32 protein-coding genes are annotated in these 24,420 nt (G+C 65.6%); 13 read left to right on the top strand and 19 right to left on the bottom strand.

Annotated elements, in window-relative coordinates:
- Nucleotides 1-41: 41 nt before the first annotated feature.
- On the top strand, nt 42-602 hold the full coding sequence (locus GA0061099_RS16610) for a bifunctional transcriptional activator/DNA repair enzyme AdaA (protein ID WP_074447944.1): 561 nt from the start codon (nt 42-44) through the stop codon (nt 600-602).
- Here GA0061099_RS16610 and GA0061099_RS16605 read toward each other — a convergent pair.
- Nucleotides 599-850, bottom strand: coding sequence for a hypothetical protein (locus tag GA0061099_RS16605; protein WP_036022848.1), 252 nt, complete (start codon nt 848-850; stop codon nt 599-601). The two genes, GA0061099_RS16610 and GA0061099_RS16605, sit on opposite strands and share 4 nt — an antisense overlap.
- A gap of 171 nt (nt 851-1,021) precedes the next feature.
- Nucleotides 1,022-1,225 (bottom strand): hypothetical protein, encoded by a 204-nt coding sequence (locus GA0061099_RS16600; protein WP_036022847.1) that lies wholly within the window; start codon nt 1,223-1,225, stop codon nt 1,022-1,024.
- Nucleotides 1,226-1,466: 241 nt separating this feature from the next.
- On the opposite strand from GA0061099_RS16600, the gene GA0061099_RS16595 reads away from it, so the two are divergent.
- Nucleotides 1,467-2,798: a M15 family metallopeptidase domain-containing protein gene (locus tag GA0061099_RS16595; protein ID WP_036022846.1), complete on the top strand. Its 1,332-nt coding sequence runs from the start codon at nt 1,467-1,469 to the stop codon at nt 2,796-2,798.
- A gap of 4 nt (nt 2,799-2,802) precedes the next feature.
- On the opposite strand, the gene pdxY is transcribed toward GA0061099_RS16595, so the two are convergent.
- Nucleotides 2,803-3,618, bottom strand: a complete 816-nt coding sequence (gene pdxY / locus GA0061099_RS16590; protein WP_074447897.1) for a pyridoxal kinase — start codon at nt 3,616-3,618, stop codon at nt 2,803-2,805.
- Nucleotides 3,619-3,742: 124 nt separating this feature from the next.
- On the opposite strand from pdxY, the gene GA0061099_RS16585 reads away from it, so the two are divergent.
- The gene (locus GA0061099_RS16585; protein WP_036000232.1) at nt 3,743-4,087 is read left to right on the top strand and encodes a DMT family transporter; all 345 of its coding nucleotides are present in this window, start codon (nt 3,743-3,745) and stop codon (nt 4,085-4,087) included.
- A gap of 42 nt (nt 4,088-4,129) precedes the next feature.
- Here GA0061099_RS16585 and GA0061099_RS16580 read toward each other — a convergent pair whose 3' ends face one another.
- The 3 genes from GA0061099_RS16580 to GA0061099_RS16570 all read right to left on the bottom strand — a co-directional run bounded on the left by GA0061099_RS16580 (nt 4,130) and on the right by GA0061099_RS16570 (nt 6,905).
- Nucleotides 4,130-4,336 (bottom strand): hypothetical protein, encoded by a 207-nt coding sequence (locus GA0061099_RS16580; RefSeq protein ID WP_036000235.1) that lies wholly within the window; start codon nt 4,334-4,336, stop codon nt 4,130-4,132.
- 129 nt (nt 4,337-4,465) lie between these two features.
- Nucleotides 4,466-4,747, bottom strand: coding sequence for a hypothetical protein (locus GA0061099_RS16575; protein ID WP_036000293.1), 282 nt, complete (start codon nt 4,745-4,747; stop codon nt 4,466-4,468).
- 235 nt (nt 4,748-4,982) lie between these two features.
- Entirely contained in the window at nt 4,983-6,905 is a 1,923-nt protein-coding gene (locus GA0061099_RS16570) for an FAD-binding monooxygenase (RefSeq protein ID WP_036022841.1), read from the bottom strand.
- 100 nt (nt 6,906-7,005) lie between these two features.
- On the opposite strand from GA0061099_RS16570, the gene GA0061099_RS16565 reads away from it, so the two are divergent.
- Together GA0061099_RS16565 and GA0061099_RS16560 are read left to right on the top strand one after the other, a co-directional pair.
- Nucleotides 7,006-7,470: a MarR family winged helix-turn-helix transcriptional regulator gene (locus GA0061099_RS16565; protein ID WP_036000241.1), complete on the top strand. Its 465-nt coding sequence runs from the start codon at nt 7,006-7,008 to the stop codon at nt 7,468-7,470.
- 118 nt (nt 7,471-7,588) lie between these two features.
- Nucleotides 7,589-8,020 (top strand): COG4315 family predicted lipoprotein, encoded by a 432-nt coding sequence (locus tag GA0061099_RS16560; protein WP_036000243.1) that lies wholly within the window; start codon nt 7,589-7,591, stop codon nt 8,018-8,020.
- Between the two features lie 42 nt (nt 8,021-8,062).
- On the opposite strand, the gene GA0061099_RS16555 is transcribed toward GA0061099_RS16560, so the two are convergent.
- The gene (locus tag GA0061099_RS16555) at nt 8,063-8,659 is read right to left on the bottom strand and encodes a L,D-transpeptidase (protein WP_167361659.1); all 597 of its coding nucleotides are present in this window, start codon (nt 8,657-8,659) and stop codon (nt 8,063-8,065) included.
- 343 nt (nt 8,660-9,002) lie between these two features.
- Here GA0061099_RS16555 and GA0061099_RS16550 point away from each other — a divergent pair, with 343 nt between their 5' ends.
- Nucleotides 9,003-10,076, top strand: coding sequence for a hypothetical protein (locus tag GA0061099_RS16550; protein ID WP_036022838.1), 1,074 nt, complete (start codon nt 9,003-9,005; stop codon nt 10,074-10,076).
- Between the two features lie 489 nt (nt 10,077-10,565).
- Nucleotides 10,566-10,796, top strand: a complete 231-nt coding sequence (locus GA0061099_RS16545; RefSeq protein ID WP_036000251.1) for a DUF6894 family protein — start codon at nt 10,566-10,568, stop codon at nt 10,794-10,796.
- Between the two features lies 1 nt (nt 10,797).
- Here the strand turns inward: GA0061099_RS16545 and GA0061099_RS16540 are convergent, their stop codons facing one another.
- Complete coding sequence (locus tag GA0061099_RS16540) at nt 10,798-11,580, bottom strand: SDR family NAD(P)-dependent oxidoreductase (RefSeq protein ID WP_036000254.1); 783 nt, start codon at nt 11,578-11,580, stop codon at nt 10,798-10,800.
- A 127-nt stretch (nt 11,581-11,707) separates the two neighbouring features.
- On the opposite strand from GA0061099_RS16540, the gene GA0061099_RS16535 reads away from it, so the two are divergent.
- Nucleotides 11,708-12,100 (top strand): hypothetical protein, encoded by a 393-nt coding sequence (locus tag GA0061099_RS16535; RefSeq protein WP_036000295.1) that lies wholly within the window; start codon nt 11,708-11,710, stop codon nt 12,098-12,100.
- Nucleotides 12,101-12,207: 107 nt separating this feature from the next.
- Entirely contained in the window at nt 12,208-12,456 is a 249-nt protein-coding gene (locus tag GA0061099_RS16530) for a hypothetical protein (protein WP_025035957.1), read from the top strand.
- Nucleotides 12,457-12,474: 18 nt separating this feature from the next.
- Here GA0061099_RS16530 and GA0061099_RS16525 read toward each other — a convergent pair whose 3' ends face one another.
- The 8 genes from GA0061099_RS16525 to GA0061099_RS16490 form a co-directional block, all read right to left on the bottom strand.
- Nucleotides 12,475-12,660 (bottom strand): hypothetical protein, encoded by a 186-nt coding sequence (locus GA0061099_RS16525; RefSeq protein ID WP_036000257.1) that lies wholly within the window; start codon nt 12,658-12,660, stop codon nt 12,475-12,477.
- A gap of 175 nt (nt 12,661-12,835) precedes the next feature.
- Nucleotides 12,836-13,117: a cell division topological specificity factor MinE gene (gene minE, locus GA0061099_RS16520; RefSeq protein ID WP_036000260.1), complete on the bottom strand. Its 282-nt coding sequence runs from the start codon at nt 13,115-13,117 to the stop codon at nt 12,836-12,838.
- Entirely contained in the window at nt 13,114-13,929 is an 816-nt protein-coding gene (minD, locus tag GA0061099_RS16515) for a septum site-determining protein MinD (RefSeq protein WP_036022837.1), read from the bottom strand. The genes minE and minD overlap by 4 nt, the downstream gene beginning before the upstream one ends.
- 21 nt (nt 13,930-13,950) lie before the next feature.
- Nucleotides 13,951-14,649 (bottom strand): septum site-determining protein MinC, encoded by a 699-nt coding sequence (gene minC / locus GA0061099_RS16510; RefSeq protein WP_036022835.1) that lies wholly within the window; start codon nt 14,647-14,649, stop codon nt 13,951-13,953.
- A gap of 259 nt (nt 14,650-14,908) precedes the next feature.
- Nucleotides 14,909-16,000: a TRAP transporter substrate-binding protein gene (locus GA0061099_RS16505; protein WP_036000267.1), complete on the bottom strand. Its 1,092-nt coding sequence runs from the start codon at nt 15,998-16,000 to the stop codon at nt 14,909-14,911.
- A 188-nt stretch (nt 16,001-16,188) separates the two neighbouring features.
- Entirely contained in the window at nt 16,189-16,689 is a 501-nt protein-coding gene (locus tag GA0061099_RS16500) for an SMI1/KNR4 family protein (RefSeq protein ID WP_036022833.1), read from the bottom strand.
- A 94-nt stretch (nt 16,690-16,783) separates the two neighbouring features.
- Nucleotides 16,784-17,041, bottom strand: a complete 258-nt coding sequence (locus tag GA0061099_RS16495) for a hypothetical protein (RefSeq protein ID WP_036000273.1) — start codon at nt 17,039-17,041, stop codon at nt 16,784-16,786.
- A 66-nt stretch (nt 17,042-17,107) separates the two neighbouring features.
- Nucleotides 17,108-18,058, bottom strand: coding sequence for a DUF2778 domain-containing protein (locus GA0061099_RS16490; RefSeq protein ID WP_036022844.1), 951 nt, complete (start codon nt 18,056-18,058; stop codon nt 17,108-17,110).
- Nucleotides 18,059-18,264: 206 nt separating this feature from the next.
- Here GA0061099_RS16490 and GA0061099_RS16485 point away from each other — a divergent pair, with 206 nt between their 5' ends.
- Nucleotides 18,265-18,705, top strand: coding sequence for a DUF1810 domain-containing protein (locus tag GA0061099_RS16485; RefSeq protein WP_036022832.1), 441 nt, complete (start codon nt 18,265-18,267; stop codon nt 18,703-18,705).
- A 10-nt stretch (nt 18,706-18,715) separates the two neighbouring features.
- On the opposite strand, the gene GA0061099_RS16480 is transcribed toward GA0061099_RS16485, so the two are convergent.
- A complete protein-coding gene (locus tag GA0061099_RS16480; protein ID WP_036022830.1) occupies nt 18,716-19,492 on the bottom strand; it encodes a crotonase/enoyl-CoA hydratase family protein in 777 nt (258 codons plus the stop codon).
- 35 nt (nt 19,493-19,527) lie between these two features.
- A complete protein-coding gene (locus GA0061099_RS16475; RefSeq protein WP_036022829.1) occupies nt 19,528-20,010 on the bottom strand; it encodes a tautomerase family protein in 483 nt (160 codons plus the stop codon).
- Nucleotides 20,011-20,136: 126 nt separating this feature from the next.
- On the opposite strand from GA0061099_RS16475, the gene GA0061099_RS16470 reads away from it, so the two are divergent.
- The 3 genes from GA0061099_RS16470 to GA0061099_RS16460 all read left to right on the top strand — a co-directional run bounded on the left by GA0061099_RS16470 (nt 20,137) and on the right by GA0061099_RS16460 (nt 23,691).
- Nucleotides 20,137-20,724, top strand: a complete 588-nt coding sequence (locus GA0061099_RS16470; protein WP_244429306.1) for a TetR/AcrR family transcriptional regulator — start codon at nt 20,137-20,139, stop codon at nt 20,722-20,724.
- A gap of 14 nt (nt 20,725-20,738) precedes the next feature.
- A complete protein-coding gene (locus GA0061099_RS16465) occupies nt 20,739-21,524 on the top strand; it encodes a 2-keto-4-pentenoate hydratase (protein WP_036022826.1) in 786 nt (261 codons plus the stop codon).
- Between the two features lie 85 nt (nt 21,525-21,609).
- Nucleotides 21,610-23,691: a methyl-accepting chemotaxis protein gene (locus GA0061099_RS16460; protein ID WP_036022825.1), complete on the top strand. Its 2,082-nt coding sequence runs from the start codon at nt 21,610-21,612 to the stop codon at nt 23,689-23,691.
- A gap of 103 nt (nt 23,692-23,794) precedes the next feature.
- Here GA0061099_RS16460 and GA0061099_RS16455 read toward each other — a convergent pair whose 3' ends face one another.
- Nucleotides 23,795-24,385, bottom strand: coding sequence for an NADPH-dependent FMN reductase (locus GA0061099_RS16455; RefSeq protein WP_036022824.1), 591 nt, complete (start codon nt 24,383-24,385; stop codon nt 23,795-23,797).
- Nucleotides 24,386-24,420: the final 35 nt, after the last annotated feature.

Raw genomic sequence — 24,420 nt, 5'->3', positions numbered from 1 at the left:
GCAGCCCTTCCGCCGCCGACCTCATGCGCTACCATGCGATCATGCTGAGCTTTGATGTCTGCAACGCCGCGCGCCTGCGCCGCGATCCCCGCTATGACGGCCGCTTCTTCACGGCGGTGAAGACCACGGGCATCTATTGCCGGCCGGTCTGTCCGGCCAAGCAGCCGCTGGCGCGCAATGTGGTCTATTATCCGACGGCTGCGGCTGCCGAGGCCGCCGGCTTCCGGCCCTGCCTGCGCTGCCGTCCCGAGACCGCTCCTTTCTGCCCGGCCTGGAACGGCACGCGCTCCACGGTGGCCCGGGCCATGAGGCTCATCGATGACGGCGCGCTGGATGAAGGCTCGGTGGTCGATCTCGCGACGCGGCTCGGCATCTCGTCGCGTCACCTGGCGCGCCTGTTCGAGCGCCATGTCGGCGCTACGCCGCAGCAGCTCGCCAAGACACTGCGTGTCCAGCGCGCCAAGCGCCTGCTCGATGCCGGCGATGACAGCATGACCGCTATCGCATTCCAGGCCGGGTTCGGCAGCCTGCGCAGGTTCAACGCCGCCTTCGCCGAACTCTACGGCCGCTCGCCGTCAAGCCTGCGCGCGCGGCGAGCTTAGCGGCCCGCGCCAGTGATCACGTTCGCGGTCTTCACCTTGCGCGGGCTGAGCACCTTCGCCTGGTGGACCGAGGCGATTGCGCTTGGCGCTGCGACCTGCTGCTCGACATGTGCGGCACCGAGCACGTGCACCTGCAGCGGGGAAACCGGAAATCCGTTGGCCTCATAGGTCGGCAGCTCGGCGGCGAAAGCCGCGGTACCGCCCGCGATCGTCAGGAAGGCGGCGATCGACAAGGTCTTCTTGTTCATTGGTGATGCTCCGAGGTTTGAGAGTCGGAGCCTATTTAGGCGCATTTTGCTGCAGTGCGACATACACCGCCGCATTGCAACATCGCATGCAATGCATGACGTTATGCCTAATGCGTCCAGGGATTTGGGCGAATCACGCCGGCTGCGACGCGGCGCCTCCAGAGGAGCCGCTCAGCCACCAAGCACGTTGCCCCAGCCGTCGAAGAGATAGGTCTTCCAGGCCACGGTTCCATCCGCGCCGGGCCGGCTGGCGCGGCGGTAGTCCTCGGCCTGGTCGGCGGTCCAGGTGATGATCGTGTCGGAGAGACGATCGTGCAGGATGGCGGGCTCGGAGGGGTCGAAGGCGTCCATGGGACGAAGCGAGGGATGCGTCATGGCGCCTCCAACGCACCAGCCGCAACAAAGTTGCGGCAACGTCAAATGGAACCGGGCGTTGCACCTCGGCCACAGTTGCCCCGAAAAGCCCGCACTCCCCGATTTGCGCCATTGCGCCGCCACACCGTGGCCCGAACAATCGACGTGCTGCGTGCCTTTCCGTGCGACTGTTTCGTCAGACTGTTTGCATCATCACTGTTCGGGCAAGATTGTTCGAGCAGACCGTTTGGAGGCAGGGATCATGAACGATCGGCGGTCTCTTCTGGTGGCGGTGTCGTGTCCCTCGGCCGTTCTCGCCGGCTGGCTGGCATTGTCTCTCTCCGCTTATGCGCCTGCGCTGATCGAAAACAGCGCCGCCAATGCGGCCGCCATCTCGCGCGCCAAGGATCGTGCCAAGGATCATGCCAAGGATCTCGGCCGCATCGACCTCGCCGACGTGCCGCGCGCTGCGACCCTTGAGGACCGCTTCGCCTTGACCGCCGACATCGCAGCCACCGTCACTGCGCTGCCCGACCCTCCCGCGCCGGCAGAGGCAACGCCGGAAGAGCCCGCCTCCACCATCAAGCTTGCCTCGGCCGACCCGGCGCTGATCCTGCCGGTGGAAGCCGTGCCCGCGCCGTCGATCTTGCCTGAACCGGAGCCCGTCGTCAGCGAGGTTGCCCCCGCCCCTGTGGCGGAGCCCGTCAAGCTCGCATCCACCGATCCCACCGAGATCGTGACGACGGACACATTGTCGGCCGCGGCGATCGCGAGCGACCCCGTTGCGCCTGCGCGCAAGGCGTCACCGCCTGCCGACAACATCGCCGTGCTCGACGAATGCTTCGTCATGGAGGCCTGCATCGACCGCTACCTCTGGGCGCTCTATCAGCGCACCGCCAAGGAAGACACGATGAAGGTGCAGGAGCGGCGCGCAGTCACCATCAAGCGCAAGGGCAAGACCGTCACGGTGATGCGCAGCTTCACCAAGCTGGTCGATCAGGACTTCACCTGGAAGGATCCGCATGCGGCCGAGCGCGCCGGCATGTCGATGATGGACTACGTCATCGGCGGCATGGACAAGAGCTTCAAGCAGAAGCTGTTCCGCATGATGCTCGCGGCCGAAGCCGCCGGCCTGTCGCCGGGCATCACCAGCGCGTTCCGCGACGACTATCGCCAGTCGATCGCGAGCGGCCTGAAGGCCGCCTCCAACCGCTCCTATCACGGCGGCAGCACGCGCGGCGGCTACGGTCACGGCATGGCGGCAGACATCGTCAGCACGCAAGGCAGCAACAGGGCGCAGCGCTGGGTCTCGACCGAAATCCTGTGGAAGTGGGTCGATGCCAACGGCAAGGCGTACGGCATCGGCCGACCCTATCTCGGCCGCGATCCGCCCCATGTCGGCCCGATCGACGGCCAGGAATATATCTCGAAGCGCGGCACCTCCGACCGCAAGGACGTTGCCGGAGCCAAGCCGAAGAAGACACAAGGCCTTGCGAGCGCCAAGCCGCCGAAGGCCGACGTCGCGCGCGAGCAGAAGGGCCCGGCGGCCAAGCCGCAGAAGTCGGCGCAATCGGCCGGCAAGCGCGCGACCTGACGGTTTACGGCTTGCGCTCTGCCGTCGGCAGCGGCACCAGCCGCATCTCGGCCGAGCCGGCGTCCTGCGTGCGCACCAGCACGGCAAAGACCGTGTCGACCGCGCGCCGTACCGCCAACTCCATCGCTTCGCCCTTGGCCAGATGCGCCGCGATCAGCCCGGCAAGGAGATCGCCGGTGCCGTAGGGACGGATAGGCAGGCGCGGCGTCGCAAAGCGCGACAATCGCCCATCAGTGCACAGGATCGTCTCCACCTGCCCTGCCGCCGTGTCAGCGAGGGTGCAGCCGGTGGCGACGACGTCGGTGCCTGCCCCAGCCAGCACCGCGCAGGCCGCGCTGAGGCTCTCGGCGTCGGCAATTGCGGCCCCAGAGAGCAGCTCGAGCTCGAACTGGTTCGGCGTCGTCAGGTTCGCCGTCCGCAGCAGCCGGTGGCGGAGCACGTCCAGGATGCCGTCCGCGACATAGACGCGGCCGTCGTCACCGATCACGGGATCGCAGAGATAGACGAGCTTCCCATTGCGCGTGCGCGCCCGCTCGACGAAATCGGCGATCACGGCGGCATTGCCGGGCGAGCCGAGATAGCCGGTGACGAGCACGGCGGCCTCCTCGACCAGGCCGCGCTCCTCGACTCCCCTCAGGAGATCGGCGACGAGCTCGGTCTCCAGCACCCGTCCGCGCAGGCTCGGATAGCGCGGATGGTTGGACAGCAGCGTCGTCGCCACCGCAGCGACGTTCACGCCCTCCGCCTGCATGGCATAGGCGGCCGCGCTGTTGCCGACATGGCCGTGGACCACCTGGCTCTGGATGGAGATGACGAGCATAAAAGAGGTCCGTAGAGTCAAACGTCGGGCGACGCAAGCGCTGCGTCCTGTCGCGGACTCGTCATTCCCGCGTGATATTTGCGGTCGCACGTCAGCCATCCGTCGGCCCGGACACAGCCTCCGCATGACCTCCGTCTTCAACGCCTATACCGCTCTCGCCCTCGCCATCGTGTTCGAGGTCACCGCGTCGGCGTTCCTGCAGCAGTCCGCGCAGTTCACCCGTCCCTGGCCGACGCTGGCGATGGTGCTGTTCTACGTCGCCTCGTTCTACGCGCTCTCGGTGGCGATTCGGGTGATCCCGTTGAGCATCGCCTATGCGATCTGGGGCGGGGTCGGCATCATCCTGACCGCCACCGTCTCATTCGTGCTGTTCCGTCAGATCCTGGACGCCGCAGCCTTCGTCGGCATCGCGCTGATCGTATCAGGGGTGGTGATCATCAACCTGTTCTCGGAGACCACCGTGCGGTGATGCGCGCGGTGCCGACTCTGAGCAAGAGGTCGCGCCCCACCATCACGCTGCGGACAGCTGATCGAGCTCGGACGGCGCGTAGGCCTTGCCATCCTGGTCGGTGACGACCACCCGCCACCCCTCGCTTGCCCACACTTTCGCCTTCGCTACGATGAGCAACCGGCTCTCGCGGGCGAAACTGTACTTCTCGTTGTCGCGTTCTGCGACCATCTTGTAGGCCAATTCGCATCCCCTTGCGTCGCCCTGCACCCGGCCTTGTCGTGGCAGCGGGCTTTGGCGGCAATTCGCCGGGAGCGTGGCAATTTGGTGCCATCCACGAGGCCTGTGGCCGGCCCCGTGCCGTCGCAACAGAGCCGATCTCGTTGCCTCGGATCGGCGCTAGTGCACGCGGATAATATGCGGGCGGCCGAGATTGATCAGGCCCTGCACCGCCGAAAGGCGGTCATTGAGGGCTGCGATGGTGAGCAGCAGATTGTTGCGACGCTCATCGAGTAGTCCCATTTCTGCGCCCGACAGCTTGGTGCCCGCCCGCTCCTTGTGGATCTCCTCGAGGGATTCGCGCAGTCCGGCAATCAGGCCGGCCAGCTGCTTGGCCTCCTTGGTCATCGACCGCTTCGCGACATTTTGCTGACGGCGCGTCTCCGCTTGGTTCTGTCTCATCGTCATCCTCCGGTGCCCCGCTGCCCCGAGTGGATGCTTACAGCTTTGGATAGACATATTACGATCGATGAAATCTGCCCGCGAAGAACTTTCTTAAATTGTACGCGCACGGAACCGGAGGGCGCGCGCAAGCGGTAAGCCCGGCACGAGGGCCGGGCTTCGTTGCAGCCAGTGCTAGCTCGGCTGCGCCGCATGCGGCATCGCCGGCAGCACGGCGCGCGCGGCGCTTTCGGCGTCACCTCGCCGGCAGCATGAATGCGTCGAAGAACGAGGCGAGCCCGGCAAAATCGTCGATCGGCAGCACGGTCGCGACATACTGGTCGGGCCGCACCACGACGATGCAGCCGGCCGCCCGATCGATGCCGCGCATCGTGAAGACGTCGTGGCCGCTCTTGAGATCCGGGCAGAACATCTTCTCGTAGTCGTACAAGCCGTAACGGCCTTTGCTCGGGAGCAACATCGGCGGCATTGCCTCGATGGCGAGCTCGCGATGGTCCTGCTGAAACACCGCGCGCAGATCGATCACGCTGTCGATGTCAGCTCCAACAGGCGTATATCGACGGATAGGTGACTTCCGGGATTCCGCGAGGAAATTGCACAAGGCACGAATGGCCGAGCCCGACGCTGCGGGGTTCTCGTCGGGCGAGAACGCGTAGATGCGGAAGCGGCCATCGGCCCGTGCGGCATGGCCGAGATGCACCGGCTTGGCGTCCGCCAGCCGGATCACCGGCGCGGAATGGAAGCGCGTGCCGATAATGAGGCCCTGCGCGAGGTGCTGATGCGTGGCCGCGCCGGTGAGCATCGACGGCCTGTAATGCGTTGCCGTGCCCGCGGTAAAACGTCCGTGCCGGACGAAATAGTCCTGCGTTTTGGCGGCATCGGCGCCGCCGGCCTTGGCGGCGGAGGCGAGGATATCAGCCCATTCGCGATCGAAATCGATCAGCTCCTTCGCGACTGCCCGGCGCTCGGCCGAGTAGGAATGCAACAGGCTTTGCGCACATTGCCTCCGCAGCACGGCGGCGAGCTTCCAGCCGAGATTGAAGGCATCCTGCATCGACACGTTCATGCCCTGCCCGGCCTTCGGACTGTGGGTGTGGCAGGCATCGCCGGCGATGAAGATGCGCGGCTGGCGCGTCTCGATCTCGCCCTCCGGCACGTCGTCGAACTTGTCGGTGAGGCGCTGGCCGATCTCGTAGACCGACCACCAGGCGATCTCCTTCACCTCGAGCCGATGCGGCTTCAGGACCCGCTGCGCTTTCGCAATCACATCATCGGCGGTGATGTTGCGATTGGCAACGCGTTCGCCGACATCGAGCTTGGCGAGCTCGACATAGATGCGGACCATGTAGCCGCCTTCGCGCGGAATGATCAGCAGGCTGCCGTCCTTGGCCGACTGGATCAGCGACTTGAAGCGGATGTCCGGAAAATCGGTCACGGCCAGCACGTCCATCACGCCCCAGGCGTGGTTGGCGGAATCACCGTGCAGCTCGCGCCCGATCGACTTGCGCACCGTGCTGCGGGCGCCGTCGCAACCGACGACGTAGCGGGCCTTGATCGTCTCGACCTTGCCCTCGTTCGCGGCATCGACGCATTCGAGGCGCACGGTCACGGCATGATGGTCGGCGCCGGCGGCCGGATCAACATTCACATCAAGCACGCGCCGGCTGTAATACGGCGCGAGCTTCGCCGGCGATTTGCGCATGACGTCGAGAAAGCAATCATGGACGCGCGCCTGGTTCAGGATGAGGTGCGGGAATTCCGACAGCCCGTCCTCGACGTCCTGCACCCGGCCGCTGCGGACGATCTTTTCCGGCGCCGCTTCATCCGGCTTCCAGAACGTGGTCTCGTTGACCCAACAGGCTTCCTTCAGCACACGCTCGCTGAAGCCATAGGCGTGGAACATCTCCATGGTGCGGCAGGCGATGCCGTCGGCCTGGCCGACGAGGAGGCGGTCCGGCTTCTGCTCGACGATGCACGTCCTGATGTCGGCGAATTGCGCGAGCTGGGCGGCGAGCGTCAGGCCGGCCGGCCCGCAGCCGACGATGAGGACATCGACCTCGCCAGGCACGGCGCCCGCCGCTCCCGATGCCTGAACGCGCGCGGCAGGATCGGCGATTTCAGGGTCGCCCGGCTGAAATCCATTGAGATGGAACTGCATGAGCACCTCTCCCGCCAAATTCTGTTTCTTATTGATCAGTATGCTGACTATCAGTATACTTGTCAATGATCCGCACCGCTCTGCCCCGGAGGAGATCTCGGTGAAAGACAACAACGACATGCCCGGACATCTGGCACGCCGCTTCCAGCAGATCTCGGTCGCGGTGTTCCTGGCCGAGGTCGAGGACGCCGGCTTCGATCTCACTCCGGTGCAATACGCCGCGCTTGCAACCATCAAGGCCAATCCGGGGCTCGATCAGGTGACGCTCGCCGGATTGATCGCCTACGATCGCACCACCATCACCGGCGTGATCGATCGCCTCGTCCAGAAGGGCCTCGCGGAGCGGCGCCCCTCCAGCCGCGACCGCCGCGCGCGTGAGCTCGAGATCACCGACGAGGGCCGCCGCACGCTGCGCAAGATCACCCCGGCCGTCGAATCCGCGCAGCGCATCATGCTGCGCGGCCTCAGCGCGAAAGAGGGTGAGGAGCTGATGCGGCTGCTGCGCAAGGCCATCGCCGCCGGCAACGAGCTCAGCCGCGCGCCGCTGCGCGATGCGCAGCTCTGATCGCGGACCATGTCCGTAATTGTCGCAGCGCACGAAACCAGGAACTAACCTTCGGCTGCTAACGTCGGCCGCATTGGGGCGCTTAACGCGCGATTAACTTTGCGGGGCGGAGTTTCGGATGTTCAGGTTCCTCGTTGTGGCCGCGGCCGTCGCGCTCTCGACCGTTCAGGCGGTCGCAGGGGGCCATGGCGGCGGCGATCCTCCTCCGCCGAAGGTCGAGGCGCCAACGGCTCCCGCGAAGGTCATCCTGACCAAGCAGGGGCCCAAGCTCGTCGATCTCAACGGCATGACGCTCTACTATTATGAGCGCGACACCACGGGAAAGACGTCGAACTGCAACGGCAAGTGCATCGAGAGCTGGGTGCCGCTCGCCGCAACGGCCGACGCCAGGGCCGTCGGCGACTTCACCGTGATCAACCGCAACGACGGCAGCAAGATGTGGGCCTACCGTTATCGCCCGCTCTACACCTCGCCCGCCGACAAGGCGCCGGGCGACGCCAACGGCAACGCCACGACGCTGCAATGGCGGGTCGCCCGGCCTGAGAACTAGAGCGTGACAACGCACCTAAACTCGAACTGACCGGCGCAGACCTCAGCCGCGCCAGCGCCCGCCCGCCGCGGCCTGCGCGCTCTGTCCCGGCGGCAGCACCACGACCATCGAATTGAGCTTCACCCGGTCGTAGAGATCGATGACGTCCTCGTTGCGCATCCGGATGCAGCCGGACGAGATCGCCTGCCCGATATATTCGGGCTGGTTGGTGCCGTGGATGCGATAGAGCGTGTCCTTGTTGCCGACATAGAGATAGATGCCCCGCGCGCCCAGCGGATTGGCGGGACCGCCGGGAACGCGCGCGGGATAGGGACCGAGTCGCGCCTGGATATCCGCGGTCGGGACCCAGTCCGGCCATTCCGCCAAGCGACCGACCCGCGCGACGCCGGAGAACGCCATGGCTTCCTCGCCGACGGCAACGCCGTAGCGGATCGCCTTGCCCTCGGGCAGCACGTAATAGAGGTAGCGCGCGTCGGTATCGACCAGGATCGTGCCCGGCTGCTCCTTGCGGTGGTAATCGACGATGTGACGCAGATATTGCTGGGGCACGTTCGCCTTGGCGTAAGGCGCGTGCGCGAGCAACTGACGGTCGCGCGGCGTCATGCTCGCATCCGTCGATGGCGAAAGTGTCGTCTGCATGCAGCCGCCCAGCGGCAGCAGGGCTGCGACGAACAAAACGAGTAGAGATCTTGGCACCGCCGGCCCCCCGATAGCGGAATAACGACGCCCCCGCCGTCACCAGATATTGCCAAAATCGTGCTGAAAACAAGGCGGTGCAGGAACACATGCGCGTGTTCGGCAAATTGGGTTCCATCACCACAAAGGGCGGAAGAGTGTCGCATCATCTCCATCCCCTCGCCTTGCTTTGGTCAAACCCGGCTGGACTCGTGCGACATGGGGACCGGGTATGGCCTCACCTCGGATCAGCCCCGCGCCAATGCGGATGCCTTAACCTCGAACACTGGGCTTCAAAGGAGCTGCGATGCTCGCGACGCTGAACGCCAAGCAAATCGTCGATGAGATCGTGAAAGACACGGTCAAGGACAACGATCCTCACGACGCGGTCCAGATCTCGCCCGAGATCGTGCGGGCCTCGCGCCCCGCCAGCGTGTCGCCTGCGCTGGCGCCAGAGATCGCGCCGCGTCCGGAGCCCAGGTTTGCCCCGGAACCCAAGTTTGCCCCGCAGCCCAAGGTCACGCCGAAGTTCACTCTGGAGCCGGCGCGCGCGCCCGAGCCAAGCATCAACGTCGTCTACGGAAAATCCACTGCGGCACCGTCGATCGACACCGCTGTCCGCGTCACGTCCAGCGATGGTCCCGTGATGAAGAAGCGGTCCTCGGTCGGCAAGTGGCTGCGCGGGGCGTTCGTCACGTTCCTGCTTGCCGGCGCCAGCGTGGCCGCCAGCATCGCCTGGGAGAAGCACGGCGACACAGCAAAGCAGCTGCTGGCCGAATGGACGCCGGCGCTGACCTCGCTGCTCCCGACGACCTCGTTGCTGTCTGCGACACCGCAGCAAAGCGCGCCGGTCGCCGCCGCCCAGGCTGCGCCCACCGCAGCGGAAGCCGCGCCCAACCAAACGGCAGATCAAGCTGCTGCGCCGCCCGCAGCTCAGCTTGCTGCGGCTGCGCCCGCGGCACCACAGTCGGTCGACGCGGCGCAGTCGGTGCAATCGATGACACGCGATCTCGCCGCCATGGCGCAGCAGATCGAGCAGCTCAAGGCCAACATCGCCGAGTTGAAGGCCGGACAGGAGCAGATGGCGCGCGAGATGGCGAGGCCTCCCGCACCGAAGCCGGTCACCGAGGCGAGGCCGCCGGTCGATCCGCGCCCACGCGCAGCCGCGCTCCCGCCGCAGCCTGCGGCGGCGCCGGTTCGCAAGCCCAAGCCGCCTGTAACGCGGACCTACATGCCGGCCTCTTCGCCCGCACCGCTCGCGCCTCCGCCGCCGCTATCGCAGGCCGCCGCCGCCACGCCGCCGGCTGCGCCGACCACGACAACGCAAGCCGTTGCCGATGACGACGGACCTATCGTGCGTCCGCCGATGCCGCTGCGCTAGAGCATGATCCGAACCCGAAGGGCCGCGTAAGCGCAAAGTGCGCAGCGGTTTTCCGAAAAGATCATGCTCAAACAACAACAACCTAAAGCGCGATGACGATTTATCCTGATCGCATCGCGCTTTAGAGCAACGACGCAGCCTTGCTGTCACGCGCTCACGCACGCTGTCCGAGTCGATGTGAAGCGTTAACTCCGGGCGATTACGGTGAGCGACGTCTCGCTCAAGAGAAAAGGCCGTCGGGATCTATGCCGGCGGCCTTCTCTTGCAGCTGCCGGTTCCCGGAGCCCGGTTCTGCTGCAATTCCATGCCTAATGATCGCGCGGGTATATTTAATAAACTCTTAACGAGCCCGCACGTTGCACATCATTTCTGCGCCATAAGCCCAGAGATTGCGCGCTCTGTTCATTCGATAGATGTCGACTCAGTGGTACCATCCGACATGTGTTGAGACTTGCACTGAAGCTCAGATCGTCACACCGGGGAATTCGGATGCCCTACTATTATTTCGATCTCGTGGTTGGTGAAGAGTTCAAGAACCAGGGTGGAATCATCCTCGAGGACATCGAGGTTGCCTCCGATCGCGCCGATCAATTGGCCTGCGAGCTGTCGCAGGTGAAGCCGGAGCTGCAGCAGAAGGGTTGCGCGGTGCGCGTCACCGATCGCGATCACAACGAGGTCTATCGCACGCCGCTCGATCCGGTGCCGGCCTGGCAGCGCTAGGCTAATCCAGCACCGGCGCCTCGAACCAGTTCGTCAGCGACAATCCGCCGTCCACGACGAAGGCTGCGCCGGTGACGTAAGCGGACAGCTTGTTCGACAGCACCGTGAGCGCCATCGGTGCGAGATCCCCGGCCTCACCGAGGCGTCCGAGCGGAATGTGCCGCGCCAGCGCGGGATCGGCGACGAACCCGCCGGCTGCGATCGCGCCGGGGACCAGCGCGTTGACGCGGATGTCGTAGCGTCCGAGCGTCTTGGCCAGCTCCTTCACCAGCATCGCCATGGCGGCCTTTGCCGTCGAGTAATGCGCCAGGTTGCGCGGCGTGCCCGCATGTAGCGAGGTCAGAAACAGGAACGAGCCCGGCCGCTTCGCCGCGATCAGCCGCTTGGCGAGCCCGCGCGCCAGGTGAAAGCCGGCATCGAGATTGACGGCATGCATCTCCTGCCAGGTGTTGCGATCGACTGCGAGCAAGTGATCCGCCTCGCGCCGCGGCGGCGAGGCGCTGTGGACCAAATGCGTGACCTCGCCCAGCGCGGAATGCGCTGATGTCAGCAGCTCATCGCAGGCCTCGAGGCTGGCAAGATTGCCGACCCAGGGCACGGCGAGACCTGGCCTCTCGCTCGCGCCGATCGCGGCACGCACCCGCTCCGCGCTGACATCCGCGAACACGGTGCGGACGCCCTCGCCGACCAGGCCGAGCGCGATCGCGCGGCCGATGCCGTTGCCTGCGCCGGTGACGAGCGCGGTGTCGCGTGTGGGATCGAACGGCGTGCTGAACAGGCTCATATCGCGCTCCGATGCTGGGGAGCGCAGGTTAGCCTACTGGGCCGATCGGCGACAATTGTGTCCCGATCCCATTGCCGAGCGGCGCGCCGGACGCTAGCCTCTCGATAAAATGGAGGAGATCCCAGGGATGCGCACCGGTTTTCTGATGACGGGCCTGTTGCTGTTGGCCGCGCCGGCCCTCGCGGGCGATGCGCCGCCGCGATCGACCTATGTGACGATGGTCTTGCAGGCCTTCGCCGCCAAGGTCGAGTGCCCCAATACCGATCTCGCCTATCAGGACCTCGTGCAGAGGGCGCAGCAGATGCACCTGCCCGACGGCACCACCGAGAAGGTGCGCAAGGCGATCGCCTGGCTGCATACCGGCGGCAAGATGGGCGAGAAGCAGGACGATGACCTGATGGCGGAGGTCGCGATCGCGACCCAGGCGACCGACATGGACCAGCGCCGCCTCGGCATGTCCGGCTGGTGCGAAGCCCAGAAGACCAATCTCGCCGGCCTGATCCGCAGCAAGGGTGGCTAGCGCGCCGCCCCGTTAAGCACGCCGCGACGGAACCTCTGCCGCGGCCCAAAATCGTCATAATTTTTCACAGCATGCGGCCTCTTTCCGAATTCGAACAGGAGGTCCTCATGCGGAGTATCCATTTCGTTTTCGCCGGCGCGATTGCAGCCGCCGCGGTGCTGACTGCGCCCGCACTGGCGAGAAATTCCGACGCCCAGAAGGGCGGGGAAAAGTCCACCTCGCCGTCCTGCAGTGCCTATCAGCAGGCGCCGGACGGCTCGTGGGAACCCCTGCCCTGCAAGGAATCGGGCGAGCGCGCGCAGCCGCAGACACAGAACCGCAATTCGTCCCAAGGCGCCGATCGCGGCGAGCGTTGAAACTCGCGCGTTCGAGTGTCAGCTCTGATGCGGGCCGCGCATGATCTTCATGGCGTCCACGATGTGACGCCATTCCCTGGCCTCATCGGCCTCGCCGCGGCCCTCGCAGGCCTGGGCCTGCTCAGCGGCCTTCGCGATCGCAGCAAAGCCGTGCTGTTCGAGCATCTGCCGGGCAAGTGTATGGACCTGGACCTCGGACATCATGGGCGCTCTCCCGTCTGACCTGCCGCGGTGCAACGCTGCCGCGGGTGGTTCACAACGATCGAGGCGCGGGGCGCGTTCCGTCCAATCGATGTGAACGGCAAGACAAAGGCGGCCCGCCATGCCCGGCGGACCGCCTTCTCACCCACCCCAAAACGGCAGTCTGCGGCCGCGTCCCCTACGCGACCGCCACCTTCTTGCCCTCGAAATCGTTGGGCACCTCGATGTCGACCTCGAGGGTCGAGACCTCGTCGCCGCGTTCAAGCCGGACGATGACCTTGGTCGGGTCCAGCATCACATGTTTGGACACGACAGCGAGAATTTCCTCACGCAGCACACCGAGCAGATCGGGCTGGCCGCGCATTCCACGTTCATGGGCAAGCAGGATCTGCAGCCGTTCGCGCGCGACGGGTGCTGTGGCCTTCTTGCCGCGGAGGAGTCGAAGCAGACCCATGCTCATGCAGCCCTCCGTCGCAGCAGCCGGTCCATAAATCCTCTGCGCTCGGCAGGAACGTGCATTGTCACGTTCTCGCCGCAGAGGCGCTTAGCGGCGTCCATATAGGCTCGTGCCGGCGCTCCATCGGCATTCGACAGAGTCACAGGCGTGCCGACGTTGGAGGCCTTCAACACGTCCTGGCTCTCGGGGATGATGCCGAGCAAGGGCGTGGCAAGGATCTCCAGGATGTCGTCGATGGTCAACATCTCGCCGCGCGCGGCGCGCGAGGGATCGTAGCGAGTGATGAGAATATGCTTCTCGACGCGCTCGCCCTTCTCGGCCCGCACCGTCTTGGAATCGAGCATGCCGATGATGCGGTCGGAATCGCGCACCGAGGAGACTTCCGGATTGGTGACGATCACGGCCTCGTCGGCAAAGCGCATCGCCATGGAAGCGCCGCGCTCGATGCCGGCCGGGCTGTCGCAGATCACCCAGTCGAACCGGCTGCGCAACTCGGCAATGACCTTGCCGACGCCCTCCTCCGTCAGCGCGTCCTTGTCGCGGGTTTGGGACGCCGGCAGCAGCCACAAATTCTCCAGCCGCTTGTCCTTGATCAGCGCCTGCGGGAGTTTGGCGACGCCCTGCACCACGTTGATGAGATCGAACACGACGCGGCGTTCGGCGCCCATCACGAGGTCGAGGTTGCGCAGGCCGACGTCGAAATCGACGACGACCACCTTGTCGCCGCGCTGCGCCAAGGCAGCTCCCAGCGCGGCGGTCGTCGTGGTCTTACCGACCCCGCCCTTGCCTGATGTCACGACCAGTACCTTACTCATCTGAAATGTCTCCTTTGCTGGTCAGTTCAGTGCTGTAATTCGCATGGTATTCCCCTGCAGCCAGGCCTGCGCCGGCTTGCCGCGCAGGGCCTCGTCGATGTCCTCGGCGGTCTGATAAAATCCGTCGATTGCAAGCAGTTCGGCCTCGATCTTCTGGCAATAGATGCGCGCGCTGGTGTGTCCATTGACGCCCGCCATGGCGCGGCCGCGCAGCGCGCCGTAGACGTGGATGGAGCCGCCGGCGACGACCTCGGCGCCCGAGCCGACCGAGCCGAGAATGGTGACGTCGCCTTCCGGGAAGATCACGGTCTGGCCCGAGCGCACGGGGTTTTCAAGCAGCAGCGACGTCGGCTTGGTCTCGACCTTCGCTTCGGCCTTCTTCGGCGCGCTCGGCTCGACCACGCAGCTGCGTCCGCCCGACAGCAGCGGCGGCATCATCGGCGTCAGCCTTCCCTCCTCCACGCCCTCGATGCCGAGCACGCGGATGTTGCGGTCCTGCAGGCTGGTGAGCAGATGGCCGATGCCGGCCTGGCTGAGATCGACCGAAGACAGGTCGATCACCACCGGCCGTCCGGCGAAAAAGCCGGGCGAGCGCGCAATCGTGGCGTCGATCTCGTGCAGCCAGTCCTGGACCGGAACCGTCGGCGTGAACACGAAAGCCACATAGGAGCGCCCGCGCAGGCGCACCATCTGACGTTGGACCTTTGCTGCAGCCTCCATGGCGGCCGACTCGTTCCCTGTTATTGAATGGTTAACGATGCGGCCGATATGGTTAATGGTTGGTTAATGTCTCCGCGCAGTTACGTGAGTGGAGGCGCGGTCCCGTAGCCTGGATGGAGCCAACGGTCGGCGCGAAAGCGCCGCCCGTTTGTGCAATCCGGGTCTCGCGCATCACCCGGCACTCTCCCGGATTGCGCTGCGCTCCATCCGGGCTACGAAGCTGGGCGCGGCGTAAACACCGCGCCCTCGCCTCTTCCGCTCAGGTCTTGCTGCGCGTCTTGCTGAGCAGATAGTTGTCGTAGAAATTCTCCGCGATCTGCGTATAGAACAGCACCTCCTTCATATACGCGTCGTGGCTCTCCTTGGTCCGCTTGAACAGGTCGCTCTTGGCGGCGAGCTCGTTCAGATGGTCCTGAGTCGCATTGTAGCAGGCCTCCAGCACCGGTTGCGGGAACGCCTTCAGCTCGGTGCCGTTCGCAATCAGCCGCTTTAGCGCACCGGGGTTCACGCTGTCGTATTTCTCGAGCATCCACGCACCGGCCGCCGCGCCCGCCTGGTTGACGATCGCCTGATATTGCTTAGGCAGCGAATTCCATTTCTCGTCGTTGACGATCATGTGCAACATGGCACCGCCTTCCCACCAGCCGGGGAAGTAGTAGTATTTGGCGACCTTGTAGAAGCCGAGCTTCTCGTCGTCATAAGGACCGACGAATTCGACCGCGTCGATCGTGCCCTTCTCCAGCGCCGGATAGATATCGCCTCCCGCGATCTGCTGCGGGACGACCCCGAGCTTTGCCAGCACATGGCCACCCATGCCGGCGATGCGGAATTTCAGGCCCTTGAGGTCGTCGACGGACTTGATCTCCTTGCGGAACCAGCCGCCCATCTGGGTGCCGGAATTGCCGCAGAGGATGGCGTGCGCCTTGAAGGGTTTGAGCGCTTCGTTGGTGAGGTCGGCGCCGCCCCCGAAGTGCCACCATGATTCCTGATGCCGATGGTTCATGCCGAAGGGCGCGCCGGTGGCATAGGCCAGCGCCGGCTCCTTGCCGATGTAAAAATAGAGCGGCGTCTGCGCCATCTCCACCGATGCGGTGCTGACCGCATCGAGCGCCTGCAGGCCGGGCACGAGCTCGCCCGCCGAGAAGGTCTGGATCTGGAATTTGTTGTCGGTGGCCTCGGCGACATATTTCGCGAAGGTCTGCGCCGTGCCGTAGATGGTGTCGAGCGATCTCGGGAAGCTCGACGTCAGGCGCCATTTGATCTCGGGCATGCTCTGCGCGATCGCAGGGGCCGCAACCAGCGTGGTCGCGCCGGCGACCGCACCACCTTGGAGGAATGTACGGCGTTTCATGATGGAGTCTCTCCCTTGAACTCAGCGTCGAATGGATGGCCTGGGCCACGGTTTCTTGGCGAACCGTTTGCCCGTTCCGGGAGCGGAGTTCAAGCGACGGAAAAGAAAGGTCGGGCTTGCACCGGATACCGTGGACCAGCTGGACCCAGCATGTCGCGGCGGACCCGCCCGCTCGGCCCGGCCTCGCCTCAGGCGGCCGCTGCTTCCTCGTACAGGCCGGCGATGAAATCGCTGAACGTCGGTGCTAGCGGCAGGACATAGCCCCATTGATCGGACATCGCCTGCGCCAGTGTCCAGGGCTTTTCGTATTCGGCCATCTCGTGGTCCATAAACCAGATCTCGCCGAAATGGGCCTTGTCGATCGTCATGCAGATCGGATTGCCGCCGTGGTCGCTCATGATCCACAACAGCTCATCGACGGTCGGCCATTGCGGCGTCTGGCGCGTCTGCACCAGCGAGCACTCGTCGGACCGCAATCCCAGGACCTCCTGCACCGAACCCGCCCAGTCCCCATGCGGCCAGTTGAAGTCGGCGCCCCCCTGATGATAGCCGCCGGCGCAGGCCAGCAGGAAGCGGCGATAGTCGTCCGGCAAGCGACAGCCGATGGACGTCTCGAAGGCGGTGAGCGCGGCTTCGGTTGGTTGCTCCGCGCCAACGTCGATGCCTGCAATGAATTCTGCCAATTTCATATTCCCTCTCCCTGGCGCGGACGCGCAAGCCTTCGTCGCACCCGCCTTGCAGTGGGTTCGAGGGCGACGGATCAGGCGAGAGGGAGAGATTCTCTCAGAGCAGCTTGGCGCTGACGAACAGCGCGCGCACGGCGTTGGTTGCCTGCACCGCCAGCATGGCGTTACCGGCGGCGCCTTCCAGGGCCGCGACGGCGTCCTCGTGCAGCGAGCGAAATTCCATCCACTCGACCGATTTGAAGTTGGTCAGGAATTGATAGGCCTGACCGACGGTCGCGATCGCCAGCGTGTCGCCGTTCAGCTTGATCTTGAACGTCGTGCGCAGCGGGGTCTCGGAATTGGATGGATCGCTCATGGGCTGCTTCTGGACGAGGACGGCTTAACGAAGGGGAAACGGCAGCCCCGCCGTCGCAGGCGAATATCAGGAATCGGTGCTCGCGCGCTGCGAGGCGGTCGCCGCGCCGCGCAGACTCGGCACCACGACCAGGCGGTTGAACTCGCCATTGTCGTAGGCCTTGATGAACCGATCATAGTCCTTGATCGAGACGCAGCCGTTGGAATCGCCGCGCGGCCCGAGCAGGTAATTGTGCGTGAGCAGCCCGACGCGGCCCAGCGCGCTGGTGCCTTCGACCGGGGTCATGCGCAGCGCACGGACGCCGTGGAACGGCTTTTCGCGCGGCTTCAGATCGTAGATCGCCGGCGGCGTCGCGCCGACCATCCGCCGGTCGACATGGTCAGGATTGTCCATCAGGGCGCCCAGGCCGGAATGAGCTTCCAGCGCCACGCCGCTCGGCAGATAGACCGCCTTGGCCGAGATGTCATAGACCGCGGTGCGCGAATCGTAGCCGAGCGCGGCGAGGTCCGGCCCCCTGCCGAGCAGGCCGTCGCCGGGCGTCAGCGAGGCGAGCTTGATCTTGTCGGTGAATTTTTCGAAGAAATTGCGGTTGTCGACCCTGAGATTGGTGTCCGCGTAGGCCTGGCTGGAGGCGATCTGAGCGGAGAAGTCCGCCTGGACCGGACGCGCGCGCGGCATGGGGATGGCATCGGCGCGCTGCGAGCGCCTCGCCTCCTCGGTCATGTACCGGTCGTCCTCGGTCAGGATCGAGCGCCAGTCGTCGCCCTGGAGCTTCTGAGCCAGCATCGCCTTGGCGTCGCGCAGCCTGAGCTGGGCCGCATTCACCGCGGAGCGCTCCAGCACCCGCAGACCAAGCTCGCGCGGCGACGGGCCAGCCGAGGCCGAAGCGAAACGGTCCTCGAAAGAGGGGGCATTGGCCGGCGGCAACGCCGCGGAGACCAGCGGGGTCGAATCGCTGATATCGGCGACCCACGCGGCGGCGCCGAGCGCCAGCGCCATCGCGGCCACAGACAGCAGAATCGTTTCAGCCCGCCCGACACGGCGGCGCGACAACAGCCTCTCGGCGTGTGCTGCGTCGGAAACCATCAGATCCCCAAATCGACCCCCGGGGGCTTACCCACCCCCACCCGGAGAGACTCTATACCAGCTACCACATTGGGAGCCAAAAGTTAGGCATAATCGGGGCCGCCAAGGCCCTCCAAAGGTATCCCCTAAGGTATCCAATGACCGATCCGTTCGATCTCGATCGCTTTGTCCGGGCCCAAGACCCGGTCTACGGCGACATCTTGGGCGAGCTGGCTAGGGGCCGGAAGCAGACTCACTGGATGTGGTTCATCTTCCCCCAGGTCGCAGGTCTCGGCGCCAGCGCCATGTCGCAGCGATATGCCATCGGCTCCCGCGCGGAGGCCGAGGCCTATCTCGCCCACCCCATCCTGGGCGGCCGGCTGATCGAATGCACCAGGCTGGTGCTCGCGGTCGAGGGCCGGACCATCAACGCGATCCTCGGCGCGCCGGATGACGCCAAATTCCGCTCGTCGATGACGCTGTTCGGCGCGGTCTCCGACGAGCCCGTCTTCGATCAGGCGCTCGCCCGATATTTCGCAGGCGAACGCGATGGCGCTACGCTGGATATCCTCGAAAGGCTGGATCAGGCTCGGCATTAGCAGGCGCCGATCAACGTCCTTCGAAGACGGCCGCGCGACGCTCGATGAAGGATCGGATGCCCTCCTTGGCGTCGGCACTGCCGAGCACACGATCGCGAATTTTCGGGATGTAGGCAATCGCAGCCGCTTCGCCAGCTTCGACATAGTTCGCCGCCGCTTCCTTGGTCACCTGGATGCCGAGTGGCGCATTGCGCGCGATCATGGCGGCGAGCGTCATCGCCCGCTCGATCTGCTCGCCTGCAGGCACGACCTCCTGGACGAGACCGATCGCATGCGCGCGCTGCGCCGAAAACTCGTCGCAGAGGAACAGATGATACATCGCATCGCCCCAGCCGGCCCGCGATAGGAAGCGGAAATGCGCGCCGCCCAGTGGTGCGATGCCGCGCCTCGCCTCCATTTGGCAGAAACGTGCATCGTCGGCCGCAACCACGATGTCACCGGCGAGCATCAGCTCGATGCCGATGGTGTAGACGATACCCTGCACTGCCGTCACGATCGGCTTGCGGCAGCGCTTGTTGAGCCCGAACGGGTCGACATTGCCGTCCTTGGTGTTGCGCTTCTCCGCGGTGGGACCGAAGAATTTGGGCATATCGAGACCTGCAGTGAAATCCCCGCCCTCGGCGCAGACCACGCCGACGCGATAGGCCTCGTTGTGGTGCAATTCGGTGAGTGCATCGGACAATTGCTCCATCATCGCAGGCGTGAACGCGTTCTTCTTCGCAGCGTTGGCGATGATGATTTTGAGGACGTGGCCGTGCACCTCGGTGCCGATCTGACCTTCGCTCATGTGCTCGTCTCCCGATTGTTGGTGTTGGCAGCAAGTCAGGCCGGCTGCTGAAGCGCCGCGCGGATCGCCTCGATCCGGGCCGGCGTGAACACGCCGGAATCCAGCAGCTGAAGGATCGAGAGCACCCCGCCGCGCGATCCCCAGCTTCCCTCATCGATGATCTCGAAATTGACCCACCAGGTCGGCGACGGCGCCGGCATGCCGCAGGCCTCCGCAAGCCGCGCCAGCACGTTGCGGATCACCTCGGCGCGCACCTCCGCCGGCCAGGCCGCGTTCATGACGGCGATGTTGACGGTGATGATGTCGCGCGGCTTGTCCTGGTCGCACAGCAACCGGCCGCCGATCGCCATGCTGTCGGACGGAAGGTCGTGGAAATGCACCTGAAACCCCATTCGGGCCGCCGGCGCCCTCTGGCCGACCTCGGGCTCGAGCACGGCGTCGGTCAGGCTTTCCGCAAGCTGCCGGCGCTGCGGCAGGCCGAGCCGTCCGGCCGGTGCGGTGACGGTAATGATGGTCAAATCGGCACCTCTCCACGAATATGACACTCGTCATATCTCAGCACGGCTTGCCTATGTCAAGTGTCATAGTCTAGATGGAGATGGCCAATTGCAGGATTCCCGATGACTGCCACCACACGCGACAGGATGATCGCCGGCGCCGCCGACCTGATGAGCCGCCGCGGCGTCAACGCCACCAGCATGCGCGACGTGGTCCGCCACACGGCGACGCCGCGCGGCTCGATCAGCCACCACTTCCCCGACGGCAAGCCGCAATTGATCGCCGAAGCCGTGACCTTCGCCGGCCGGCAGGTATCCATTCCTCTGGAGAAAGCCATGAACGAACGCGGCGTGATCGGCGGCCTCAAGGCTTTTGTCGCATCATGGCGCCGCCAGTTGGAGGCAACCGGCTTCGAGGCCGGCTGCCCCGTGCTCGCCGTGGCGGTCGATCGCTATGTCGGTGAGCCCAGTGACAAAGACGACGCGGCCGCGCAGCAGCACCTGCTCGATCTCGCCGAAGGCGTGTTCGCCGATTGGCGGCGGATCATGCTGGCAGCCTTGTTGCGCGAAGGACTGGCTGCCGAGCGCGCCGAGCGGCTTGCAACGCTCGTCGTCGCCTCGATCGAAGGCACGGTCGCGATGTGTCGCGCCAGCCGCAGCGCCGACGCGCTCGATCAGGTCCAGGAGGAATTGGAGATCGTCCTCGCAGCCGCCCTCGCCCGCACAAGCAAATAGATTGGAGACGCGCAATGGAGTTGTCCCGACAACGCGAACTCGCCCGTCAGCTCGCCGATTTGCGTCGCGAGGGCCGGCAACAGAGCGGCCTCGACGAACGGCTGGTCCCACCGGATGCGGACACGGCGTACCAAGTCGCGCAGATCGTGGAAGAAGAACTCGGCTGGGATGTTGTCGGCTGGAAGATCGCGGGCATGAAGTCCGGGCTTCAGCGTCAGCTTCGCATCTCCGCGCCGATCTATGGGCGGGTGTTCGCGCCCCTGATCAAGAGTTCGCCCGCCAGCGTCGAGCATGCCAGACAATGCAGCCCGATCCCTGAAGTCGAGTTCCAGGCGCGTCTCGGCGCCGATCTGCCGCCGCGCGCGAAGCCCTATACGGTGGACGAGGTCGGCGACGCCGTGGTCTCGTTGCATCCCGGCATCGAGCTCGCCGAGTGCCGCTTCATTCACGATGCGGCGTTTCCGCCGATGCCGGCGATCATGGCCGACGGCTCCGGATCAGGAACGATCGTGCTCGGAGAGCCCATCGCCGACTGGCGTAGCCGCGACGTCGCCACTCAAGATGTCGTCCTGAATTGCAACGGCATCGAGAGACGCCGCGGCTCCGCTGCAGAGGCGATTGACCATCCGCTGGTGCCGCTGGCCTGGCTTGCCAACGAGCTGTCGCGGACCGGCATCGGTCTCAAGGCCGGCCAGACGATCAGCACGGGCACGCTGACCGGTATGCTCCGGCCCAAGGCTGGCGAGACCTACGTTGCCGATTTTGGTCCGCTGGGATCGGTCAGCGCGACCTACAGCTGAGCCGGCCAGGGAGCGTAAACCGCAGATTAACATGGCCGCCCTATCGTCCGGGCAAAATACTTCTCCGTTATTTGCCGGACAGATCATGAAAATCGGTACGCTCCTGACCAGCGCCATCGTCTCGCTCTCGACCGTCGGCGGCGGCCTCGCCGTCTACGTCGCCGCGACGAAGTACCAGACCATGGAACGGATCACTGAAGCGCAGGGGCGGCTCGCAATCGTCCGTGCGGTCAGCGACATCCCGCGCTATCTCAATCCGGAGCGCGGCTTTTCCACCAACATCCTTTACGGACCCGCGGCCATCGACCCTGCGCTGCTGGCCGAGCAGGACAAGCTGCGCAAGCAGACCGACCGCGCCCGCGACAAGATGAATGCACTGCGCAAGGAGCTGCCCGGCCCGTTCGACGACGGCACCACGATCGGCAGCAACATCGACGGCATCAACGCGAAGTTCACCGCGTTGCGCGAGGCCATCGACAAGGCGCTGGCGGGTCCCGCCGAGGCGCGCAAAGACGCGGCCAAGAAGATCGTCGCCGACAATGCCGTGCTCAACGGCGGCGTGACTGCGCTGCTCAACGAGCAGGTCCGCCGCATGGCGATCCTGAACGGTGACGCCTACCGGCAGGCCAGCTACGCCAATGTCGCGATGACGCTGCGCGACGTCGGCGGCTTCAATTCCAGCCTGCACAAGAACCTCCTCGGCGGAAAGAAGCCGGCGACCGACGCCGAGAAGGCCGACATTGCCCGCTCGCAGGGCCGCAACGATCAGATCGTGATGTCGCTGCAGGAATTGCGCGGCAATCCAACAACGCCGGCGAACGTCGCGGAGGCCCTGGAGAAGTTCAACGCGATCTATGTCGAGGAGTTCGGCCGCGAGCTCAAGCTGGTGAAGGACGGCGCGATCACCGGCAAGTACGAACACGACATGGACACCTATTACGCCGCCACGCAGCGCGGCCTCGGCACCATCATCGGCGTCCGCGACGCCTTCTACGACAACGCCGAGCAGATTCTCGCCGGCGCTTCGTCGGCCGCGCACACCAGCTTCACGATCGCGCTCGTCGGCCTTGTCGCCGTGCTGATCGCCAGCGCCGGCCTCATCGTGACGGTTCGCCGCCGCGTCTGCGCGCCGATCGTCGGCCTGACGACGCGCATGTCGCGGCTCGCCGACGGCGAGGTTGCGGAGAGCATTCCGGGCGCCGAGCGCTCCGACGAGATCGGCGCGATGGCCGCGGCCGTTCAGGTGTTCAAGGACAACATGATCCGCGCCGATCGGCTCGCGGCCGAGAAGCAGGCCGAGAACGACGGCAAGATGCGCCGCGCCCAGGCGCTCGACGATCTCACCCGCGCCTTCGAGGCCAAGGTGACCGAGCTGGTCGGCGGCCTGTCGCGGGCCTCTGCTGCAATGGAAAGCACCGCACAGTCGATGACCTCGACGGCGGCGCAGACCAACAGCCAGGCCGCCGTGGTCGCCGCCGCCTCCGAACAGACCTCGACCAACGTGCAGACAGTCGCGAGCGCCACCGAAGAGCTGACCTCCTCGATCGCGGAGATCGGGCGTCAGGTCGCCCAAAGCACCGAGATCGCGGCCCGTGCCGTCGACAATGCCCGCCGCACCGGCGACACCGCGCGGACGCTCGCCGAGGGCGCCCAGAAGATCGGCGACGTCGTGACGCTGATCCAGAGCATCGCCGAACAGACCAACCTGCTTGCGCTAAATGCGACCATCGAAGCCGCCCGCGCCGGCGAGGCCGGCCGCGGCTTTGCCGTGGTCGCCTCCGAAGTGAAGTCGCTGGCCGGGCAGACCGCCAAGGCCACGACCGAGATCTCCGAGCAGATCACCGCGATCCAGACCGCGAGCGACGAGACGGTGGCGGCAATCCGCAACGTCGCCGACGTCATCGCCGAGATCGACCAGATCGGCACCGCCATCGCCGCGGCGATCGAGGAACAGGGCTCGGCGACCAAGGAGATCGCCCGCAGCGTTCAGGAGGCTGCCCGCGGCACCCAGGAGGTCAACAGCAACATCTCCGGCGTGCAGCGCGCCGCCGACGACACCGGCGCCGCGGCAAGAGAGGTGCTGGGCGCGGCCGAGCAGCTCTCGACCCAGTCGCGCGATCTCGCCGGCCAGTTCGAGCGCTTCCTCGGTGAGGTCCGGGCGGCGTAGGACGCGAAGTCGTAGCCCGGATGGAGCGCAGCGCAATCCGGGACAGTGCCGTTGACGCGCGAGACCCTGGATTACGCTGTCGCTCCATCCAGGCTACGCGACCTCAATACGGCGGCGCCTTGCGCGCGCGCTGCGCTTTCGCCGCCTCGATCCACCAGGTCAGATCGTCGGCGAAGCGCGGGAACGAGCGCTCCAGAGCCTTGCCGCCGTCGCCGATCGGCTCGCCGGCGTCCGACAGCGTCTGCGCGATCGGGCCGACACCGATGGTGCTCGATATCACCACCATGCCCATCTCCGAGAGCGTGCCGTGCCAGGCGGTCGCTGCGCGCGCGCCGGACAGCCGGCCGGCCGAATAGCTCACGATCGCGGCCGGGCGCCAGAACCATTCCTCCAGGAAATGGTCGGTGAGGTTCTTCAGCCCGGGCTGCATGCCCCAATTGTACTCGCCGGTGACGAAGACGAATCCGTCGGCGCCGCGGATCTGCCCGGCCAGCTTCTCCAGCGCCTCCGGCGCCGAGCCCTTGGGATGTTCCTTGTACATCCGGTCCAGCATCGGCAGCCCGATCGCCTTGGCGTCGATGAATTCGACGTCCTCGCCGCGATCGCGCAGCCGGTTGATGACGAAATTCGCAAGGCGGATGCCCATGCGGTCGGAACGGTAAGAACCGTAGAGAACGAGAATGCGATTGCTCATGGCCGAACGGTAGCACGAAACCGGCGCCCAGCCCT

Origin of the sequence: Bradyrhizobium yuanmingense (genome assembly GCF_900094575.1) — a bacterium.
Taxonomy (GTDB): Bacteria; Pseudomonadota; Alphaproteobacteria; order Rhizobiales; family Xanthobacteraceae; genus Bradyrhizobium; species Bradyrhizobium yuanmingense.
Note: the sequence above shows the minus strand (reverse complement) of the source record. Positions and strands in the feature narration are given on the sequence as shown.

Coding starts and splice junctions, on each gene's coding strand:
- GA0061099_RS16610 (WP_074447944.1), top strand. CDS start 42: ATGCTGAGCTTTGATGTCTGCAACGCCGCGCGCCTGCGCCGCGATCCC.
- GA0061099_RS16605 (WP_036022848.1), bottom strand. CDS start 850: ATGAACAAGAAGACCTTGTCGATCGCCGCCTTCCTGACGATCGCGGGC.
- GA0061099_RS16600 (WP_036022847.1), bottom strand. CDS start 1,225: ATGACGCATCCCTCGCTTCGTCCCATGGACGCCTTCGACCCCTCCGAG.
- GA0061099_RS16595 (WP_036022846.1), top strand. CDS start 1,467: ATGAACGATCGGCGGTCTCTTCTGGTGGCGGTGTCGTGTCCCTCGGCC.
- pdxY (WP_074447897.1), bottom strand. CDS start 3,618: ATGCTCGTCATCTCCATCCAGAGCCAGGTGGTCCACGGCCATGTCGGC.
- GA0061099_RS16585 (WP_036000232.1), top strand. CDS start 3,743: ATGACCTCCGTCTTCAACGCCTATACCGCTCTCGCCCTCGCCATCGTG.
- GA0061099_RS16575 (WP_036000293.1), bottom strand. CDS start 4,747: ATGAGACAGAACCAAGCGGAGACGCGCCGTCAGCAAAATGTCGCGAAG.
- GA0061099_RS16570 (WP_036022841.1), bottom strand. CDS start 6,905: ATGCAGTTCCATCTCAATGGATTTCAGCCGGGCGACCCTGAAATCGCC.
- GA0061099_RS16560 (WP_036000243.1), top strand. CDS start 7,589: ATGTTCAGGTTCCTCGTTGTGGCCGCGGCCGTCGCGCTCTCGACCGTT.
- GA0061099_RS16555 (WP_167361659.1), bottom strand. CDS start 8,659: ATGCAGACGACACTTTCGCCATCGACGGATGCGAGCATGACGCCGCGC.
- GA0061099_RS16550 (WP_036022838.1), top strand. CDS start 9,003: ATGCTCGCGACGCTGAACGCCAAGCAAATCGTCGATGAGATCGTGAAA.
- GA0061099_RS16545 (WP_036000251.1), top strand. CDS start 10,566: ATGCCCTACTATTATTTCGATCTCGTGGTTGGTGAAGAGTTCAAGAAC.
- GA0061099_RS16540 (WP_036000254.1), bottom strand. CDS start 11,580: ATGAGCCTGTTCAGCACGCCGTTCGATCCCACACGCGACACCGCGCTC.
- GA0061099_RS16535 (WP_036000295.1), top strand. CDS start 11,708: ATGCGCACCGGTTTTCTGATGACGGGCCTGTTGCTGTTGGCCGCGCCG.
- GA0061099_RS16530 (WP_025035957.1), top strand. CDS start 12,208: ATGCGGAGTATCCATTTCGTTTTCGCCGGCGCGATTGCAGCCGCCGCG.
- GA0061099_RS16525 (WP_036000257.1), bottom strand. CDS start 12,660: ATGATGTCCGAGGTCCAGGTCCATACACTTGCCCGGCAGATGCTCGAA.
- minE (WP_036000260.1), bottom strand. CDS start 13,117: ATGAGCATGGGTCTGCTTCGACTCCTCCGCGGCAAGAAGGCCACAGCA.
- minD (WP_036022837.1), bottom strand. CDS start 13,929: ATGAGTAAGGTACTGGTCGTGACATCAGGCAAGGGCGGGGTCGGTAAG.
- minC (WP_036022835.1), bottom strand. CDS start 14,649: ATGGAGGCTGCAGCAAAGGTCCAACGTCAGATGGTGCGCCTGCGCGGG.
- GA0061099_RS16505 (WP_036000267.1), bottom strand. CDS start 16,000: ATGAAACGCCGTACATTCCTCCAAGGTGGTGCGGTCGCCGGCGCGACC.
- GA0061099_RS16500 (WP_036022833.1), bottom strand. CDS start 16,689: ATGAAATTGGCAGAATTCATTGCAGGCATCGACGTTGGCGCGGAGCAA.
- GA0061099_RS16495 (WP_036000273.1), bottom strand. CDS start 17,041: ATGAGCGATCCATCCAATTCCGAGACCCCGCTGCGCACGACGTTCAAG.
- GA0061099_RS16485 (WP_036022832.1), top strand. CDS start 18,265: ATGACCGATCCGTTCGATCTCGATCGCTTTGTCCGGGCCCAAGACCCG.
- GA0061099_RS16480 (WP_036022830.1), bottom strand. CDS start 19,492: ATGAGCGAAGGTCAGATCGGCACCGAGGTGCACGGCCACGTCCTCAAA.
- GA0061099_RS16470 (WP_244429306.1), top strand. CDS start 20,137: ATGATCGCCGGCGCCGCCGACCTGATGAGCCGCCGCGGCGTCAACGCC.
- GA0061099_RS16465 (WP_036022826.1), top strand. CDS start 20,739: ATGGAGTTGTCCCGACAACGCGAACTCGCCCGTCAGCTCGCCGATTTG.
- GA0061099_RS16460 (WP_036022825.1), top strand. CDS start 21,610: ATGAAAATCGGTACGCTCCTGACCAGCGCCATCGTCTCGCTCTCGACC.
- GA0061099_RS16455 (WP_036022824.1), bottom strand. CDS start 24,385: ATGAGCAATCGCATTCTCGTTCTCTACGGTTCTTACCGTTCCGACCGC.